Below are 17,764 nucleotides of genomic sequence, written 5' to 3' on the forward strand. Positions count from 1 at the left end.
GTTCACGCTGGCAGCCACAGTGCAGAACCTACGTCGGCTGGCCAAACTGACATCTCAAGGGCCACCAGTCACGGGATAGGTGCGCCTACACTAAGCCAAAAACCTCAAATTAACCCAATAACGACGCAGCAAAGGTCAACGAAGGGCCGAGAAACCACACAAAGTGGTGAGTAGGCTATCCGGTGGTAGCTGTGCTTGATTTTACTCAGGCTGAAAATCCGACTTTTTCAACAGAATCGGCCGATTGCTGCCTGTCGCGAAGGTTTGAAATCGACCCGTGAAGCAGCCCGTTGAATCAGACTGCAATCGGCCGTAGTCACCTGCAAGCAGCAGTTCGTACCTGTTGTCCCATGCAAAGTTCGGCCATTGAATTTATGAAGGCGACAAAGCACCGTATCAGGATGCAGTAAAGGTGTTTTCCATCGGCCAGCGCATTCCCAGATATTCAGTCAAATAATTCATAAAAGCTTTGACCTTGGGTGTGATGGCGGCGCGCTCCTGGACGCATACATAAATATCGAGCGGTTCAGCGTAGGCATAAGTTGAAGCGTGGCGATGTTCAAACAGAGGAACGAGTTGGCCACTTTCGATATAGGGCGCCGCCACGAACTCTGCCAAGCGGGTTATTCCCGCGCCGCGAATGGCCATTTGGGCTAGAGCGTCAATATCGTCGCTGATTGCGGTCGCATTCAGAGTAGCGTCGTAACGTTGCCCATCCCGGATAAAACCCCAACGTAGAAGGCGTCCGTCTAGCGGGTAGCGAAACGCTAGACAGGCATGGTGTTGGAGTTCTTCAGGGGCGCGTGGCCAGCCGACTCGTTCCAAATAGGTGGGCGACGCGCAGATGATAAAAGGGACTGAAACGATCTTGCGGGCGACGATCCCCTCTTCTAGTTGTGGTTTGATCCGCAGGCTCAGATCAATGCCTTCTTGAATATGATTTATTTTGCGATCTGTGGTTGAGAGTTCAAGTGTCAGGCGTGGGTAACGTGCAGCAAAGCCGGCGATTAGTGATGCCAACACATGCCGCCCGAAAGCGGAGGTAGAAGCGATGCACAGTCGCCCTTGGAGTTGAGTCTGCGCGCTGGTGATCGCGCTTTGCGCCGATTCGAGATCACGCGCTATGCGTTTCACTTTTTCGTAGTACACCACGCCGCTTTCGGTTAACGCCATGCTACGTGTGGTGCGCTGGAGAAGGCGCGTGCCTAGGTGGGTTTCTAAGCGATTTATGGTCTGACTAACGGCTGCCGCACTGACGCCCAGGGTTTTGGCCGCGCCCACGATGGAGCCCGCCTCAACCACCTTGATAAAGCTAGCAATCGCCCCTAACAGGTTCATCTTTGGCCCAGCGAGAAGAGTTATTCATAAGTTTTTCTTTATAAAGCAACTACTGTCAGCCGTCTAGTTGCAAATATTTGATCTTGCTAGGGTGTTCATCACCTATCAATCGAAGATCAAAAAGGTCTGATATGAATCGCAAAAGATCCTCCATGGCTCTATTTTTCAACCAACGTAAGCTCTCGGCTCGCGCTACTCCTTATGTTTTCGCACTGTATATGGCCACAATCATGGCGTTCTTGATGTCACTCGTGATCACTGCGGCAAATTCCGGTATTGAGACTGATTACCTAAGTAATGCGCTGCACGCCTATAAATTGGCTATGCCAGTGGCATTCCTGTGCATACTCGTCGTTCGCCCCATTGTGCTCAAACTGGTGCTTTTGACTGTACACCCACATCATTAAGGGCGGTCGCTCGGCGGCCCAATTTGATGGGGCGTTGTGGACAACCATATTGGGTCGACTGTTGCCGGCCGTCACAGGTCGGAGTCGACCCAGAGCAGCCCGTGGCGACTGGCAGAAGTCGGCCAAACAGCGTTCAGGTGTCACACTGCAAAACCTGGCGTGGCGAAAGAAAGTGATGGTATGAAAATTCAAATTAAATAGCCGCAGGCAACTCTCACTTTTGTCAGAGCGAGTTTAAGCGTTTCAACAGGCACGGATCCCAGCGCCACGCGCAGCGCGTTAGGCACATTCGATGCCGCAGAAAAGGGCTCTGCTGTCGTCACCATAATGTTGTCGCGCCGCAATGCAGCAGCAATGCTCTCGGCCCGCATGTCTTCAGGCAATGGTAGCCACAGGAAGTAGGCGTTTGGATGCCCGACCAGGTTGATGCCGTCGAAAATGCGGCGGGCAATTCGTTGTCTATTCGCGGCGTCTTTGCGCTTCAATTCTTCCAGGTCATCCACCACGCCTTCTTCGATCCAGCGACACGCCAGTTCGACCGTGATCGATGGCGAGCTCCATGTGGAGGCTCGCACGGCTTGCTCGAGCGCAGGGATAAGCGATACAGGCGCTGCGATAAATCCGATTCGCAAGCCCGAGGCGACGCTTTTGGAAAGGCCGGAAACGTAGATCGTTCGATTCGGTGCGAGCATGAACAACGGCTTCGGCGCCGGCTCGGCTAGAAACGCATAGGCGCCGTCCTCGATCAGCGCAAAGTCGTGTTCCTCGGCCAGCGCTACCAAACGCTTGCGGTCGGCGGCCGGCATGATCGATCCCAGCGGATTGTGCAGGGTTGGCATCGCATAAAACGCGCGTACCGGACGCCGCTTGCAACTTGCCGCGAGCGCGTCGAGACTGGTTTTGCCATCAGCCAACGGTATAGGCAGAAGCTCAATACGATGGGCGACGGCCAGTGCTTTAATGCCCGGGTAGGTGAGCGCGTCGACAGCGAGTACATCGCCCGGCTTGAGCTGCGCCATCATCGCGAGCGCCAGCCCTTGTTGCGCGCCATTCACGATCAACACCTGCGATCCGGGGACTCGAATCCCTCGATTGCGAAGGTGTTTCGCAGCGATTTCTCGTTCATGCGGACGTCCGCCATGGGGTGCGTTGCACAACAAGGCGTCAAGATCGCCCGACGATGCGAGGCTGCGCAGTGCCTGCCTCAACATCTCTGCTTGCCCGGGAACCGCAGGATTATTGAAGGTCAGGTCAATTATTCCAGCTTCGGATGCCGCTTGCAGACCGAGGTCGCGTGGAAGAGATGTGTCGCGCACGAAGGTGCCACGTCCCATTTCACCCACTACCAGGCCCATCGATTCCAACGTGCGGTAAACGCGGGCCGCTGTCGCAAGCGCAATGCCATGTTCGCTCATTAATGCGCGGATCGTCGGGAGCTGGGTTCCAGGGCGCAAACGTCCGTTGCGAATGTTTTCCGCTACCTGGTCAGCAATGGTTTTGTACCGTGGCATCGTCACTGAATGTACCTAGAACAATTCTTTGTGTGTATCAAGTGGCGAGCGTAGGCTCCACTAACACACAACGCAAGGAGGCGAGCTTGGCGTGCAGGACGTAACCGTTCCAGTGGCGTCAAATCGATTGAGACATGTTCAGTCACGTTACTGTGGGATGCGCCGACCTCGAGAGAGCATCGGCTTTTTATGACGCTGTGCTTGCGCCACTCGGGCTAATCCGCCGCGCGGTGACTCCGGATGGAGGCCCCGCCTCGGCTTGCTGGGTCCATCCGACGCTCACACTGCCCAGGTTCTATGTCTACTTGCCGCGTGATGGCCTAGCGGCTACGCCGGGCAATGGCAGCATGCTCGCGTTTCATGCCAAAACGCCCGACGTCGTACGCGCGGCCTACACGGCGGGGATTCTAAAGGGCGGCACTGATGAAGGCACTCCGGGTGAGCGACCCTGGTATGGCGAGGGCTACTACGGTGCCTACCTTCGAGACCCTGATGGCAACAAACTTCACATCGTCTATCGCGGCGATCTGGAGCACACATGGTAGACCCATCGACGTTACTGCTGTTTGCGGGGGCGGTGTTGCTGTTGCTGATGTCTCCCGGCCCCAACATGGCCTTCGTGATTGTGCACGGCGCGAGCTACGGGTGGCGTGGCGGCGTCGTTGCTGCATTGGGAATTGGCGCAGCTGACCTCGTATTGACCGCGCTCACCGCCCCCGGTCTCACGGCCACAATAGCGCAGTGGCCACCGTCGTTCGACCTGATCCGCTGGGCCGGTGCGTTCTATCTGCTCTGGATGGCCTGGAAGGCCATACGGGTTACTGCCGGACTTCCACTAAACTCCGCCATTCAGGCCTCACTGATGTCGGTGTTCATACGTGCAATGCTGAACTCTTTGCTCAACCCGAAAGCGCTGCTGTTCTTCATGGTGTTTTTGCCGCAGTTCGTTGTTCGGGGCAGTTCTCCGATCGCACAGCAAATCGTGACGCTGGGCTTGTTGTTGACACTGATCGCGACCATCTTCCACATCACGCTGGGCCTGGTCGGGGGAATCATCCGAAGTTACGCGTCCCACAAAGGCGAGTCCGCGAAGTGGCAGTCGCGGAGCCTGGCATTCGTATTGGTGTTGCTTGCGGTTCGCCTGGCGTTCACGTCGCGGCCGACATGAATTCTGAGTCGGTCAGGATCGGGATTGTCGTCAGCGCCTCTCAGGTCGCGATCCTGATGCTTTACAAGATAGTCCCGCTACCGTTTCCCTAATAACGGGGATGGCCCAGATATCTCTGATTCGAAGCGGGGCTTTCTGCCCGATAAGCTTTCCCTTGTTCCAAGGCTGATGTTTGTATCTAGCAATAGTATTCATGGCTCGTCCTCCACGTTTAGGGAAGACAAGGGTGGATCAGTCACAATGGCTGATAGTCGCTATCCGACCCAAAGCAGCCCTTCGTGCTCGGCAGCAGTCAGTCGATTCTGTTGAAAAAGTCGGTTCTTCCAGACTGCCCGCATACTGACCGCTTACAACGCCTTTTTTGCACGCCGCCACGCGAAATCTGAACCCAGAATCCTCTGCTCAAAGTGAAGATTTCAATCTCAAGCGCGTACTTTTCTGTCGTGGAAACCATGGCCGACTTTTTCAACAGAATCGGCCGATTGCTGCCTGTCACGACCGGCTGAAACCGACCCAATATAGGGATTTTGTTGGTGGCTACTCCCCTTCCGACTTCAGCTAAGGCCCGCATCGCACGCACCTTCGCGTATTTCGAGAGCCCAATCTTGATGCCCACCAGCACAGGCGCGGCAACCACAAACAGCAGCGCAACGGCAAAAAACGCCGTTTCGAAAGCAATCACCGTCGCCTGACCTGACACAACTTTGCCCTGCAGACTCGTCGCTGCCCGCCCGGCGGCGACTTGATCCACGCCCTTCCCCGCCAGCATCGCCCCCGTGGTGGTCAGCCGTTCGATGAGCGCGTTTCCCCCAGGGGTGACGTTGGCGCCGAGGACCGTGCCATTGATGACGACATGATGCTCGATCAGCGACGCACAGCAGTTTGCCGAGGGTCTTGCGCTTGTTCCGCCGCGCCACGACGGCAGGGGTTGCGGGGCCCGAGTCAGCGGCAAGGGCGGCAGAAGCCTGCCACCCGGCTGTCGAACTTTCATGAGTGCGTTGACCGGCTCACTTTTTGATCGGTGTGACGAGTTCCTTTTCGTTGGTGTCGAGGACGAACACTGCCAGCAGGCGTGCAGGCTGGGTGTCGCTGGCGTTGGCGCTGACCAGGTGCACGGAGCCCGGCTCCTCTACGAAGTTTTCGCCGACGGTGTAGATCTTTTCCGGCTGGCCTTTGACGTGGATGCGAAATGAGCCTTCCAGGACGGTTGCATAGATGAAGGCCGTTTTCGGATGGGTGTGGGATGGCGACGCAGCGCCCGGCCCATACTCGACGACCACGCCTTTCATGCTCTTGCCGGGAAGATTGGGAATGGGACGGTCGAATACGACTGTCACCTTGCCGTGGGGCGGCTCAGCGGCGGACGCTGCGCTGATCGAGAGCGCGGCGAAGACGGCGGCCATCAGGATTCGGGTAACCATGGGGTTGCTCCTTCGTGGATAGGGATGTGAGGGTGCGAGCCGTCACCGGCTCGCCGACCGAGCGATCCAGTCTTCGAAGCGGATCGCGCCCAGGCGTGGGTTCTTGCCAGGCACCAGCGATTGATCGTTGAGCACGGCACCGAAGTAACGTGCGTGCACGTCCGGCAAGACCTTGCGGTTGTCCCGGGTCGCCCGCAGAAAACGCCGGGCCAGTTCGTCGATCGGCATGGCTTCCGGTCCGCCGACTTCAACCGTGCCATTGACCGGTGCTGCCAGCACCACATCGACCAGCGCCGCCACCACGTCGTCGGACGCTATCGGCTGGATCAGCGCCGGCGAAACACAATATTCCTCGCCGACGGCGAACGACTGGACGATGCCTTCGACAAACTCGAAGAACTGCGTGGCACGCAGGAGGGAGTAAGGAATGCCGGACGCCTTGATCAAGTTTTCCTGCGCAACCTTGGCCCGGAAATAACCGCTGTCGGGAAGCCGTTCGCTGCCGACGATCGACAGCGCTACGTGATGACGAACCCCGGCGGCCGCTTCGGCAGCCAGCAGGTTACGTGTCGATGTTTCGAAGAAATCGAGTACGGCCTGGTCCTCCCACGACGGCGCGTTCGCCACGTCGACAACGATGTCAGTACCATCCATCGCTGCGGCCAGGCCTTCGCGGGTGATGCTGTTCACGCCCGTGCTGGGGCTGGCGGCGACCACGTCATGGCCGCGCTCGCGAAGGATGTTCACAAGTTTCGATCCGATGAGGCCGGAGCCTCCGATAACTACGATCTTCATGGCTTTTCTCCACTTGTCGACTGCAATCATTGCGTCGGTGTAGAGAGGTTGCGCGCGCGTGCACGGCAAGTCCTTGCAGCAAGCTTGGATTTACCTTCGTGAACGCTTGGATTTGCGTCCAGAGAAGCGGTTATTCGTCCATCCTCACCGTGGACCATGCAGGGGGTTTCGAGCTGACGTATTATCAATCTCAACTAAAATATCGCCAGCGGCCTGGGACACGGAGTTGAAGGCGCTTTGCCAGGGGAAGCCCACTTTGCAATTCGCGTTTGAAGATTTCGTGCTCGATCAAGAGCGCCGGGAATTGACCTTGCGTGGGCAAGCCGTGGCCGTCGGGCCACAGACCTTCGATCTATTGCAGTATCTGGTGAACAACCGCGATTGCGTTGTCAGCAAGGACGACCTGCTCAAGGCCGTGTGGAGCGGCCGGATCGTCTCGGAATCGACGATCACCAGCCACATCAATGCGGTGCGCAAGGCCATCGGCGATACGGGCGAAGAGCAGCGCCTTGTCCGCACGGTTGCCCGCAAGGGTTACCGTTTTGTCGGCGAGGTAGAACAAGCGCGAGCGCCTGGCGAACCAGGCATCGGCGAACACACGCCCTTCACCCCCAATGAACTCCCCCCTGCCGTGCTCACCCTTCCGGACAAGCCCTCCATTACCGTCCTGCCCTTCCAGAATCTGAGCGGCGACCCAGAGCAGGAATACTTCGCCGACGGCGTGGTAGAGGACATCATCGCCGCCCTCTCGCGGATCCGCTGGCTGTTCGTCATCGCGCGCAATTCGAGCTTCACCTACAAGGGTCAGGCGGTGGACATCCAAGGCATCGGTCAGACGCTGGGCGTTCGCTACGTGCTCGAAGGCAGCGTGCGCAAGTGCGGGAACAAGGTGCGCATCACCGGGCAACTCATCGACGCGACAAGTGGTACGCATATCTGGGCGGAACGCTTCGAAGGCCTGCTCGACGACATCTTCGAGCTGCAGGATCAAATCGCCGAAAGCGTCGTCGGTGCAATCGCGCCGCAACTGGAACGGGCAGAAATCGAACGCGCCAAACGCAAACCCACTGAAAGCCTCGACGCCTACGACTATTACCTGAGAGGCATGGCAAAACTGCACAGCGGCACCCGTGAAGCCATCGCGGAGGCGCTGCCGATGTTCTACACGGCCATCGAACTCGATCCGGAATTCGCTTCGGCCTATGGCATGGCCGCCTGGTGCCACTTCTGGCGCAAGCTCAACGGCTGGATGACCGACCGGCCGGCAGAAATTGCCGAAGGCACACGGCTCGCGCGCCTGGCGGTGACACTCGGACGCGATGATGCCGTCGCGTTGACCCGCGGCGGGCATGCGCTCGCTCATCTGGCCGGTGATGTCGATGGCGGCATTGCGCTGCTCGACAGGGCGCGCCTGCTCAATCCCAACCTCGCCCCCGCCTGGTTCCTGGGCGGTATCTTGCGTGCACTGCGCGGCGAAACAGAAGGCGCCATCAAGGACTTGACCCATGCCGTTCGCTTGAGCCCGGTGGACCCCGAAATGTTCAGGATGCAAATCGGAATGTCGCTCGCGTACTTCTTCGCCGGCCGCTTCGATCTCGCTGCACAATGGGCGGAAAAAGCCTTGGGCAACCTGCCCAGTCTGCTGGCCCCGGCGGCTCTGGTGGCAGCCAGCTATGCGCTCAGCGGACGAATGGACAAAGCGAAGCAGGCAATGCAGCACCTGCAAGAGCTGGATCCGTTGTTGCGGGTTTCTAACCTTAGGGATTGGCTGCCTATCCAGCGTGCGGAGGATCTTGCACGGTTTGCGGATGGATTGCGGCGGGCTGGGTTGGCAGAGTGAGCTTGGGATGGCTGACTGTAGGAATATTGGATGTTTTATCGATTCAGGCAGAAAAGCGGTTCGCGTGTTAATCAGAACTGCCAAACCCACGATAACCATGATCGGTAGAGCGCTGCAGATTGCTTCCTAGGGTGGCAACAGGCAGAAATAGGCCAGCATGAAAAAAAATGAAAAAAGTGACTGATTTATTTTTCCATTCAAAAGGGGACGTAAAAATCTGTCCCCATTTTTTCATGAACTCAACGACGATCGTTCCAAACCAGAAGCGACATGTCCGCTCCGCTATTGCAAAGGCACATATATATCGGTCTGCCATTGATCCTGCGGTGTCTCGAGGGAAATGCTTAGATAATCGAAGAACAACGGCTGGTCTCGAAGCTCCTCGCCGCTGGTAGGGAGCCAGTCGCGATAGATCGGATAGATCGATTCGCCGATGTGATCCGTCGAGCCCACGTGACGCACCACGACGCAGCGCCCGCCAGGGATAACTCTCTCGACTACGCCGAAATCATTCGCTGCTACTGCCTCGTGAATCTCGCCGCAGATTGCAAACCGGAACTCTTCGGCCGGAGTCGTATCGGGGTTGCCGGAAGGAATACCAAAGCTGCGACTGGATGCCACCGGCGACTGTCCGCTCTGCATGCGCCACTCGATAAATTTACGCACGCTCTCATTAATGGACCCGGGCGCTCCGCAATGCTCGAGTGCTGCAACCCTGACTTCGTGAAACTCCACAATTCGTATCTGCATGATGATGTTCCTGGAAAAATGAGGGATGGTGAACACCGCACTCCAGACCTGCCAATTCGGTTGCTTCCTGAATGCACTCGGCGTCATACCGAACGCCCGCCTGAACGCCCTGGAAAATGCTTCGGGGCTTTCGAAACCCGCACCGAAAGCGGCGTCCAGCACCGAGTAATTCGCCAGAGAAGACAAGCAATGCGCCGCGCGTCGTAGTCGCATCAGTTGTACATAACGTGAAACTGGCACGCCCACGAACGCGGTGAATTGGCGATGGAAGTGAAACGCCGAAAAGTTCGCGACTTCGCTCAACGTCTTCACGGACAAGTCACCTTCGAGATTGGCGTCGATGTAGGCGAGTACCAGGTCGAAGCGTTTTGTGTAGGCGGCGTTGCTCGGCAAGTCAGGCACTGGATGGAGGCTCCGGGAAATACGGTAGGCAATAGAGTCGACTATACCGGCGTGCCCGCGCCTAGCCGTGTTTGCTCAGGTCGCGATTGAATGGCCTGTTCGACATGGCCGCCTTGGATGCACCGTCTTGAAGGCAAGCGGGCAGTTCATCTGAGCCTCCGATTGTTAAATTCTGTACGCCCGACAGCCAAAAGTGGACTCTGCAACGTAATTGCCTGTGAGATACGTCTCCCTTTCGAGTTTTCACATAGCTTGGGCCAATAACGGACGCTGGATGATGACCGCTTCGCTCCCTGAAGCGCCAAGGAAACTCGAAAGGTATCTGCTGGCACCGTTAGATACGGGTTCAATTTGGTCGCGGCTCAGGTGGACAGGCGTTAGATCTCAAGATCCGCAAAACAGACCGCAAGTCACGAACGGCGTGGTCTGCGAGTCAATTCCGACATGTGTTAACGCCGAGGTTTGAAAACAGCAACCGGACCGTATTTAGCGACCAGGCAAGCCTCCCCACAACGACGAAAACAACCTTTGGTGGGGTGCAAAAACCGCATCCCGTTGCGACGTCGCAACACGTTCGGTCTCCCGCGAAGTAAACGCCCTTACGAGCCGAGGGCAGCCATTCGGACGGCAAGGGGTTTGCCGTGATTCACGGGCTGAAGGACGGTAGAAACGAAAATTCGGGTAAACCGCTGGAGCGCACGCCGCGTAATTTCACACTTTGTTACCGCATACCCCATCTGGGTGCAAAAACCTGCTTTGGTAACAGCCTCGCAGGCTGCCTGACTCCCTACGCTCACCTGCCTGCCAAGCCCTTCCCAGAGCGCTGTACGCGCTTTCTCAAACGTCCAATCCGCGAATTGGCCGGGTGATTGCATATGCTTGTCTGTACAAGTATCTGCGTGTGCATAAGACATTGTGCCACGCAGTACATGCGCTCTTGCGGCACAAGCGCTTTCGATGGTCCTTGGGAATAAAATAATGAAAAAAGTATTTCTCACCCTTTCTGCATTAGCTTTGTGTGTGGCTGCCGGTTCTGCGCTGGCCAAGGAGTACAAGGAGTTGCGTTTTGGCGTCGACCCCTCTTATGCGCCGTTCGAATCCAAGGCCGCCGATGGCAGCCTGGTGGGCTTCGATATCGACTTGGGCAACGCGATCTGCGCTGAGCTGAAGGTCAAGTGCAAATGGGTCGAAAGTGACTTCGACGGCATGATTCCCGGCCTCAAGGCCAACAAGTTCGACGGCGTGATTTCTTCCATGACCGCCACGCCAGCGCGTGAGAAAGTTATCGATTTCTCAAACGAGCTGTTCTCTGGCCCGACCGCGCTGGTCTTCAAGAAAGGCGCGGCCATCGGCACCGATCCGGCCTCCCTCAAGGGCAAGAAAGTCGGCTACGAGCAAGGCACCATCCAGGAAGCCTACGCCAAGGCCGTACTGGACAAGGCCGGGGTACAGACCCTGGCCTACGCCAACCAGGACCAGGTGTACGCTGACCTGATCTCCGGTCGTCTCGACGCTGGGATCCAGGACATGCTGCAAGCCGAACTGGGCTTCCTGAAGTCGCCACCAGGCGCCGACTTCCAAGTCAGCGAGCCGGTCGAAAGCCCGCTACTACCAGCCAAAACCGCCGTGGGTCTCACCAAAGGCAACGCCGAGCTCCAGGCCTTGCTGAACAAAGGTATCAAGGCGCTGCACGACAATGGCACCTATGCGGCCGTCCAGCAGAAGCACTTTGGCGATCTGAATCTCTACAGCGGCAAATAATGACCCTGCGCCCATTTCCGGATGGGCACTTTATTGATTGAGGTAGGGCTGCTCAATGCTAGAAAACCTATTGCAGATTCTTGGGCTGTCAGGCTTTAGCCTTAAGGGTTTCGGCCCGCTGTTGCTGCAAGGCTCGTGGATGACTGTCAAATTATCCTTTCTGTGCTTGCTGGTGAGCGTTGGCCTGGGACTGATCGGCGCCAGCGCCAAGCTTTCGAAATCGGCACTGCTGCGCGTCCCTGCGCAGGCCTACACCACGCTGATTCGCGGCGTGCCGGACCTGGTGCTGATGCTGTTGATCTTCTACAGCCTGCAAACCTGGCTAACCTCGTTTACCGATTTCATGGAATGGGAATACATCGAGATCAACCCGTTCAGTGCTGGGGTCATTACCCTGGGCTTCATCTACGGGGCGTATTTCACCGAAACCTTCCGTGGCGCCATCCTTGCCGTACCGCGAGGGCAGATGGAAGCGGCTACCGCCTACGGCCTGACCCGCGCTCAGCGCTTTCGCTTAGTGGTGTTCCCGCAAATGATGCGTTTTGCCCTGCCGGGCATTGGTAATAACTGGATGGTGATCCTCAAGGCCACCGCGCTGGTGTCGATCATTGGCCTGGCCGATCTGGTCAAAGTGGCCCAGGACGCGGGCAAGAGCTCCTATCAGCTGTTCTTCTTCCTGATGCTGGCCGCCCTGATCTATCTGGTGATAACCACCGTTTCGAACTACGTCTTGCGCCGGATGGAAATCTTCTACGCCGCAGGCACCCGGGAGGCCGTGCGATGATCGAGCTACTGCAGGAATACTGGAAGCCTTTCCTGTTCCAGGACGGCAATCACATCACCGGGCTGGCCATGACCCTCTGGCTGCTCAGTGCTTCGATCTTCTTCGGCTTCGTGATGTCGATCCCGCTGTCGATCGCCCGGGTCTCGACCAATGTCTGGGTGCGCTGGCCGGTGCAGTTCTACACCTATCTGTTTCGGGGTACGCCTCTCTATATTCAGCTGCTGATTTGTTACACCGGTATTTACAGCCTGGCCGCGGTGCGTGCTCAGCCGGTACTGGATGCGTTCTTCCGCGATGCGATGAACTGCACCATCCTGGCCTTCGCCCTGAACACCTGCGCCTACACCACGGAGATCTTCGCTGGGGCCATTCGCAGCATGAACCACGGTGAAGTCGAAGCGGCCAAAGCCTACGGACTGACCGGCTGGAAGCTGTACACCTACGTGATCATGCCGTCCGCCCTGCGTCGCTCGCTGCCTTACTACAGCAACGAAGTGATTCTGATGCTGCACTCGACCACCGTGGCCTTCACCGCGACCATTCCGGACATTCTGAAAGTCGCGCGAGACGCGAACTCGGCGACCTTCCTGACCTTCCAGTCGTTCGGCCTCGCCGCGTTGATCTACCTGGCAGTCACTTTCTCCCTGGTCGGCCTGTTCCGCCTGGCTGAACGCCGTTGGTTGTCTTTCCTCGGCCCGGCTCACTAAATTCAGGATGCTTGTTCATGTACAAACTGACCGTTGAAAACCTGCACAAAAGTTATGGCAACCATGAAGTCCTCAAGGGCGTTTCGCTAAATGCCAAGACCGGCGATGTGATCAGCCTGATCGGCGCCAGTGGTTCGGGCAAGAGCACTTTTCTGCGTTGCATCAACTTCCTGGAAACGCCCAACGACGGCGCCATGAGCCTGGATAACCAGCCGATTCAAATGGTCCATGATCGCCACGGAATGCGCGTGGCCGACGCCAATGAACTGCAACGCATCCGCACTCGCCTGGCGATGGTGTTCCAGCACTTCAACCTGTGGAGCCACATGACCGTACTGGAAAACATCACCATGGCCCCACGCCGGGTGCTGGGCGTCAGCAAGAAGGACGCGGAGGATCGCGCCCGGCGCTACCTGGACAAGGTCGGTTTGCCGGCACGGGTTGCAGATCAATATCCGGCGTTTCTCTCGGGTGGTCAGCAGCAACGGGTCGCCATTGCCCGTGCCCTGAGCATGGAACCGGAGATCATGCTGTTCGACGAGCCGACTTCGGCCCTGGACCCGGAACTGGTGGGCGAAGTGCTCAAGGTGATCCAGGGGCTGGCCGAAGAAGGCCGCACCATGATCATGGTGACCCACGAAATGAGCTTTGCGCGCAAAGTGTCGAACCAGGTGCTGTTCCTGCACCAGGGGCGGGTCGAAGAGCAAGGTGCGCCCGAGGACGTATTGGGCAACCCCAAAAGCGAGCGCCTGCAGCAATTCCTCAGCGGCAGCCTGAAGTAACCGGAGCGCCTTCGAGCGACGGCAGGGACGCTCGAAGGCGCTGGCTCAACCCTCAAAACGCCCACGTTCAACCTGAGCAATCAGTGTTGCCGGCATCCCTGTGATGCCGTAGCCGCTGACGAGCCGCGGCCAACAGACCAGACCGCTTCGCTTCAAAACAAGGAACTCTGTCTGAGCAGCCACCCACTCTGGAACCAAGGTATCCACCAACGCCGCATTGCTTTCTCAATCCGTGGTCAGCGACTCGGGGCGATTTCAGTCTGACGTGGCAGATAGAAATTGGCCGGTAGCGAGTGAAGCTACGAAAGGTAAAGTGGAGCGCATAGCTGAACCTCTGCTGCGCGGGGCAATCAACCGCTTCTAAAACTAAAGAACTGAGAGGTTGGCTATGACGGCGAACGAGGATCTGATTGATTGGAATGGCCGCTGGCGTATCTCTAACAGTGCGGTGTCTTGCAGAGCGCTTCCAACTCGCAAGCCAACGTAGGGAGAGGGGCCTGAGGGAATACCCAGAGGCAAGCCTCAAAAGCCCACGCGTTTTAAGCAGGAGCAATGCGCCGACTGGCTCCGTTAACTGGAAATCAGCAAGCCTTTGAAACGCATCACGTCGACAAGGCAACCCGTCCTATCCCGGCAAACTCAACTTCCACTTGCACCCCGGCCGACGCCCAGTAGATACCGGTCCAGCTACCACTAGCCACCAGGTCACCGGCTCGCAAGGGGCTGCCCAGTGCTGCAGCGTGACGCGCCAGCCATGGCAGCGAACTCAGCGGCTCACCGAATGGATGGCTGCCAACGCCGACGAATTCAGGTTCCCCGGCCACCCGCAACGCCACCTGTTGTCTTGACCAATCCGGCATGTCCCCCAGCGTTTGCGGTGCACCGAGTATCAGCGCGCGGTTGAGTTGCTGGTCAGCCAGTCGAAGCAGTGGCGCGGCCTGATCGCCCTGCAGCCAGCGCGTGCCACACAGTTCGATGCCCGGCATCCACACATCGACCGCCGCACAGGCCATGGCCAGATCAGTGTGCTGGTCGAGGTCGCGCGACAGGCGCACGATCAGTTCTCCCTCGATCCCGAAACCGAAGGCATCGCCCGGCGGAACCTGCCAACCCGACGGGTGTACCGCCATTGCCGGTACCCCGGCGGCGCTGATCAGCCCTCCCGGAGCGCCGCCCAGTTTCCAGGCCGCTGGCGGCCCGGAGGCGAACCAGCCGAGGGCATCCGCTACCTGGTGCTGCACGGCATAGGCTTCGGCTTCGCTAGCCAGTTCCAGGGTTGGCAACGGTTGTTGGCGCCCCTCACGCCAAGCACGAATCAGGGTGGCGGCCACCTGCGCGACCGCACTCACAATGCCAACTCAGTCTTACGTCGGCGCAGTTGCGCGGGCGCCGGGCGCTCGCACGGCAGAAACCGGCCGCGACCCGCCTCACCGCGCGGCTCGCCGTCCCAGACCACCTCACCGCGAGACAAGGTCATGGCCGGCCAGGCGCTCAGCGTCATGCCGGCGTAAGGCGTGTAATCGACGTTGTGGTGCAGCATTTCGTTGCACAGGTGCACCGACTCACCTTCGTTCCAGATCACCAGATCGGCATCAGCACCAATAGCGATGCTGCCCTTGCGCGGATACAACCCATACATCTTGGCGGCATTAGTGGAGGTCAGCGCAACAAAGGTTTGCGGGGTGATGCGCCCACTGCGTACGCCTTCGGACCAGAGCAGTGCCATGCGGGTTTCGACACCGGGAATGCCGTTGGCGATCTGGTCGAACGACACCTCTTCACCGTGGGCCTTCTTGCCATCCGGGCCATCGAAGCGAAAGGGTGCGTGGTCTGACGAGAAAATCTCGAACGAGCCGTTCTCCAGGCCATCCCAGATCACCTGCTGGTTTGCGGCATCGCGCGGCGGCGGGCTGCAGATGCACTTGGCACCTTCGAAGCTGTCGTCACACCCCAGCGAGTCGGCGGTCAGGAACAGGTACTGCGGGCAGGTTTCGGCGTACACCTTCAACCCCTGGCTCTGGGCCCAGCGAATCTGCTCCACGGCCTCGCGACCCGACACGTGCACGATCAGGATCGGCACGTCCACCAGCTCGGCAAGGGCGATGGCACGATGGGTCGCTTCGCGCTCCACCAGCATCGGCCGAGACGCGGCGTGGTAGCGCGGCGCAGTCAGCCCGGCCGCCAGTAGTCGCTCGGTAAGCCAGGCGATGCAATCGCTGTTCTCGGCGTGGAGCATCACCATGGCGCCCTCACGGCGCGCGACCGACAACGTCTCGAGAATCTCCCGGTCGCCCAGCTTCAGCGCATCGTAGGTCATGTAGATCTTGAACGATGTATAGCCTTCAGCAATCAAGGCCGGCAGTTCTTCACACAGCACCTGCGGGGTGGGGTCGGTGACGATCAGGTGAAAGGCATAATCGATCACCGGCTTGTTACCCGCCCGACGATGGTAGTCATCGACGGCAGAGCGCAGGCTTTCGCCCTTCTGCTGGCAGGCGAACGGGATGACGGTGGTGGTGCCGCCGCAGGCCGCCGAGACCGTGCCGCTGAAGAAGTCATCGGCCATCACCGAGCCGTCGCCAGTCGGCTGGTCGAGGTGCACGTGGCTGTCGATGCCACCGGGGGTGACATGCCGGCCTGCCGCGTCGATTTCCTGGTGACCTTGCGGCAGGTCCAGGCCAAGGGAGACGATGCGCCCGTCACGAATACCGATATCGCTGGTGAACGTGTCCGCGGCGGTTACCACGCGGGCGTTGCGAATCACCGTATCAAAAGGTTGCATATCAATCAGGCCTCTTCCAGAAGTAACCGGCCCCAGCCGATCAGGCGGCGCGTGTCTACGCCCTTGGTTTTCAACATGTCCCAGACCACTGTGGTAACGGTGTCGAATACCGGTTTAGTTAACCATCACCTCGTCCAGTGCCTGCTCGAGAGTGCTGACCGTGCGCTCGATATTGCGCAGCTTTTCGAGTCCGAACAGACCGATGCGGAAGGTCTGGAAGTCGGCCGGCTCGTCGCATTGCAACGGCACTCCGGCGGCGATCTGCAGGCCTTGGTCGGCAAATTTCTTGCCGTTCTTGATGTCGGCATCATCGGTGTAGCTCACCACTACGCCGGGGGCCTGAAAACCGGCTGCGGCCACGCTTTTGATGCCTCTGCCGGTCAACATTGCGCGCACCCGGTCGCCCAGCGCCTGTTGTTCGTCGCGGACCTTGTCGAAACCGTAGGCTTGCGTCTCTTTCATCACTTCGTTAAACCGCGCGAGGGAATCGCTGGGCATGGTCGCATGGTAGGCATGTCCGCCCTGTTCGTAGGCCTGCATGATCTGAAGCCACTTTTTCAGGTCGCAGGCGAAGCTGCTGCTTTGCGTCTGCTCGATGCGCTCGAGGGCCAATGCACTGAGCATCACCAGGGCGCAGCAAGGGGAAGCACTCCAGCCTTTCTGCGGTGCGCTGATCAGCAGGTCGACTGCGCATTTGTGCATATCCACCCACAGCGTGCCTGAGGCGATGCAGTCCAGCACGAACAGGCCACCCACCGCATGCACGGCGTCGCCGACGGCCCGCAGGTAGTCGTCGGGCAGGATAATCCCTGATGAGGTTTCAACGTGGGGAGCGAAGACAATCTGTGGCTTCTGCGCCGCAATGGCGGCCAGCACTTCGTCCAGAGGCGGCGGGGCGTAGGCCGCCTGGCGACCAGCCTCGACCGGTCGGGCTTTGAGYACCGTAGTGGCCGCCGGGATGTTGCCCATCTCAAGGATCTGGCTCCAGCGATAACTGAACCAGCCGTTGCGTATCACCAGGCATTGCTGATCGGTGGCAAATTGTCGCGCCACCGCTTCCATGCCGAATGTGCCGCTGCCCGGGACCACCGCAACAGCCTGAGCGTTGTAGACCTGTTTCAGGGTCTTGGAAATGTTCTTCATCACGGCTTGAAATGACTGCGACATGTGGTTGAGCGAGCGGTCGGTGTAGACCACTGAGTACTCGACCAGCCCCTCGGGATCGATACTGGGATATAGCTTTGACATGGGGTGACTCCTTTGGCAGAGATGTCAGTGGGTAGCAAGGACCGAAAACATGGACGCAGGCTGGGTCA

General features: G+C 58.6%; 16 protein-coding genes and 3 pseudogenes. 8 read left to right on the plus strand and 11 right to left on the minus strand.

The genetic code is table 11. The features are described 5' to 3' along the window. Window positions 1-396: 396 nt before the first annotated feature. Window positions 397-1,338 (minus strand): LysR family transcriptional regulator, encoded by a 942-nt coding sequence (locus AC1D2P_RS01270; protein ID WP_477757841.1) that lies wholly within the window; start codon window positions 1,336-1,338, stop codon window positions 397-399. Between the two features lie 131 nt (window positions 1,339-1,469). Between AC1D2P_RS01270 and AC1D2P_RS01275 the strand changes: the two genes are divergently transcribed. Then, entirely contained in the window at window positions 1,470-1,745 is a 276-nt protein-coding gene (locus tag AC1D2P_RS01275; protein ID WP_477757842.1) for a DUF2798 domain-containing protein, read from the plus strand. 188 nt (window positions 1,746-1,933) lie between these two features. Here AC1D2P_RS01275 and AC1D2P_RS01280 read toward each other — a convergent pair whose 3' ends face one another. Further along, the gene (locus AC1D2P_RS01280; RefSeq protein WP_477757914.1) at window positions 1,934-3,256 is read right to left on the minus strand and encodes an aminotransferase-like domain-containing protein; all 1,323 of its coding nucleotides are present in this window, start codon (window positions 3,254-3,256) and stop codon (window positions 1,934-1,936) included. Between the two features lie 134 nt (window positions 3,257-3,390). Between AC1D2P_RS01280 and AC1D2P_RS01285 the strand changes: the two genes are divergently transcribed. Beyond that, entirely contained in the window at window positions 3,391-3,801 is a 411-nt protein-coding gene (locus AC1D2P_RS01285) for a VOC family protein (protein WP_477757843.1), read from the plus strand. Then, window positions 3,795-4,424 carry a LysE family translocator gene (locus AC1D2P_RS01290; protein WP_477757844.1) on the plus strand — a complete coding sequence of 210 codons (630 nt, stop codon included), beginning with the start codon at window positions 3,795-3,797 and terminating at the stop codon, window positions 4,422-4,424. The genes AC1D2P_RS01285 and AC1D2P_RS01290 overlap by 7 nt, the downstream gene beginning before the upstream one ends. 93 nt (window positions 4,425-4,517) lie before the next feature. Here the strand turns inward: AC1D2P_RS01290 and AC1D2P_RS01295 are convergent. The 4 genes and pseudogenes from AC1D2P_RS01295 to AC1D2P_RS01310 all read right to left on the minus strand — a co-directional run. Then, window positions 4,518-4,619: pseudogene (locus AC1D2P_RS01295) on the minus strand (integrase); the annotation flags it as partial. Between the two features lie 367 nt (window positions 4,620-4,986). Then, window positions 4,987-5,295: pseudogene (locus AC1D2P_RS01300) on the minus strand (MFS transporter); the annotation flags it as partial. 136 nt (window positions 5,296-5,431) lie between these two features. After that, on the minus strand, window positions 5,432-5,845 hold the full coding sequence (locus AC1D2P_RS01305) for a cupin domain-containing protein (RefSeq protein WP_223525124.1): 414 nt from the start codon (window positions 5,843-5,845) through the stop codon (window positions 5,432-5,434). A 42-nt stretch (window positions 5,846-5,887) separates the two neighbouring features. Further along, entirely contained in the window at window positions 5,888-6,640 is a 753-nt protein-coding gene (locus AC1D2P_RS01310) for an SDR family oxidoreductase (protein WP_109786196.1), read from the minus strand. 256 nt (window positions 6,641-6,896) lie between these two features. Between AC1D2P_RS01310 and AC1D2P_RS01315 the strand changes: the two genes are divergently transcribed. Further along, on the plus strand, window positions 6,897-8,480 hold the full coding sequence (locus AC1D2P_RS01315) for a winged helix-turn-helix domain-containing protein (RefSeq protein ID WP_477757845.1): 1,584 nt from the start codon (window positions 6,897-6,899) through the stop codon (window positions 8,478-8,480). 282 nt (window positions 8,481-8,762) lie between these two features. Here the strand turns inward: AC1D2P_RS01315 and AC1D2P_RS01320 are convergent, their stop codons facing one another. Continuing rightward, complete coding sequence (locus AC1D2P_RS01320; protein ID WP_460164004.1) at window positions 8,763-9,632, minus strand: AraC family transcriptional regulator; 870 nt, start codon at window positions 9,630-9,632, stop codon at window positions 8,763-8,765. Between the two features lie 978 nt (window positions 9,633-10,610). Between AC1D2P_RS01320 and AC1D2P_RS01325 the strand changes: the two genes are divergently transcribed. Genes AC1D2P_RS01325 through AC1D2P_RS01340 form a run of 4 tightly spaced genes read left to right on the plus strand, consistent with a single transcriptional unit; the run spans window position 10,611 to window position 13,666 of the window. Beyond that, window positions 10,611-11,393, plus strand: a complete 783-nt coding sequence (locus AC1D2P_RS01325) for a transporter substrate-binding domain-containing protein (protein ID WP_077431982.1) — start codon at window positions 10,611-10,613, stop codon at window positions 11,391-11,393. Window positions 11,394-11,448: 55 nt separating this feature from the next. After that, window positions 11,449-12,177, plus strand: a complete 729-nt coding sequence (locus tag AC1D2P_RS01330; protein ID WP_077431981.1) for an ABC transporter permease — start codon at window positions 11,449-11,451, stop codon at window positions 12,175-12,177. Further along, complete coding sequence (locus AC1D2P_RS01335; protein ID WP_108231581.1) at window positions 12,174-12,884, plus strand: ABC transporter permease; 711 nt, start codon at window positions 12,174-12,176, stop codon at window positions 12,882-12,884. The genes AC1D2P_RS01330 and AC1D2P_RS01335 overlap by 4 nt, the downstream gene beginning before the upstream one ends. A 17-nt stretch (window positions 12,885-12,901) precedes the next feature. Then, complete coding sequence (locus tag AC1D2P_RS01340; RefSeq protein ID WP_223525118.1) at window positions 12,902-13,666, plus strand: ABC transporter ATP-binding protein; 765 nt, start codon at window positions 12,902-12,904, stop codon at window positions 13,664-13,666. A gap of 63 nt (window positions 13,667-13,729) precedes the next feature. Here the strand turns inward: AC1D2P_RS01340 and AC1D2P_RS01345 are convergent. From AC1D2P_RS01345 to AC1D2P_RS01360, 4 genes and pseudogenes are all read right to left on the minus strand, one after another. After that, window positions 13,730-13,891 (minus strand): annotated as a pseudogene (locus AC1D2P_RS01345) (biotin/lipoyl attachment domain-containing protein); the annotation flags it as partial. Window positions 13,892-14,268: 377 nt separating this feature from the next. Then, entirely contained in the window at window positions 14,269-15,015 is a 747-nt protein-coding gene (locus AC1D2P_RS01350) for a 2-keto-4-pentenoate hydratase (RefSeq protein ID WP_477757846.1), read from the minus strand. Beyond that, window positions 15,012-16,448, minus strand: coding sequence for a dihydropyrimidinase (gene hydA, locus AC1D2P_RS01355; protein WP_109786217.1), 1,437 nt, complete (start codon window positions 16,446-16,448; stop codon window positions 15,012-15,014). Before hydA ends, AC1D2P_RS01350 begins: the two co-directional genes overlap by 4 nt. Before the next feature lie 114 nt (window positions 16,449-16,562). Beyond that, window positions 16,563-17,696, minus strand: coding sequence for an aminotransferase class V-fold PLP-dependent enzyme (locus AC1D2P_RS01360; protein WP_429512910.1), 1,134 nt, complete (start codon window positions 17,694-17,696; stop codon window positions 16,563-16,565). Window positions 17,697-17,764: the final 68 nt, after the last annotated feature.

This window comes from Pseudomonas sp. P1_F1_2 (assembly GCF_056405815.1).

Excerpts from the sequence above, each read along its gene's own strand:
- AC1D2P_RS01310 (WP_109786196.1), bottom strand. The coding sequence starts at position 6,640 with ATGAAGATCGTAGTTATCGGAGGCTCCGGCCTCATCGGATCGAAACTT.
- AC1D2P_RS01275 (WP_477757842.1), top strand. The coding sequence starts at position 1,470 with ATGAATCGCAAAAGATCCTCCATGGCTCTATTTTTCAACCAACGTAAG.
- AC1D2P_RS01335 (WP_108231581.1), top strand. The coding sequence starts at position 12,174 with ATGATCGAGCTACTGCAGGAATACTGGAAGCCTTTCCTGTTCCAGGAC.
- AC1D2P_RS01340 (WP_223525118.1), top strand. The coding sequence starts at position 12,902 with ATGTACAAACTGACCGTTGAAAACCTGCACAAAAGTTATGGCAACCAT.
- AC1D2P_RS01270 (WP_477757841.1), bottom strand. The coding sequence starts at position 1,338 with ATGAACCTGTTAGGGGCGATTGCTAGCTTTATCAAGGTGGTTGAGGCG.
- AC1D2P_RS01280 (WP_477757914.1), bottom strand. The coding sequence starts at position 3,256 with ATGCCACGGTACAAAACCATTGCTGACCAGGTAGCGGAAAACATTCGC.
- AC1D2P_RS01330 (WP_077431981.1), top strand. The coding sequence starts at position 11,449 with ATGCTAGAAAACCTATTGCAGATTCTTGGGCTGTCAGGCTTTAGCCTT.
- hydA (WP_109786217.1), bottom strand. The coding sequence starts at position 16,448 with ATGCAACCTTTTGATACGGTGATTCGCAACGCCCGCGTGGTAACCGCC.
- AC1D2P_RS01290 (WP_477757844.1), top strand. The coding sequence starts at position 3,795 with ATGGTAGACCCATCGACGTTACTGCTGTTTGCGGGGGCGGTGTTGCTG.
- AC1D2P_RS01285 (WP_477757843.1), top strand. The coding sequence starts at position 3,391 with ATGTTCAGTCACGTTACTGTGGGATGCGCCGACCTCGAGAGAGCATCG.
- AC1D2P_RS01325 (WP_077431982.1), top strand. The coding sequence starts at position 10,611 with ATGAAAAAAGTATTTCTCACCCTTTCTGCATTAGCTTTGTGTGTGGCT.
- AC1D2P_RS01305 (WP_223525124.1), bottom strand. The coding sequence starts at position 5,845 with ATGGTTACCCGAATCCTGATGGCCGCCGTCTTCGCCGCGCTCTCGATC.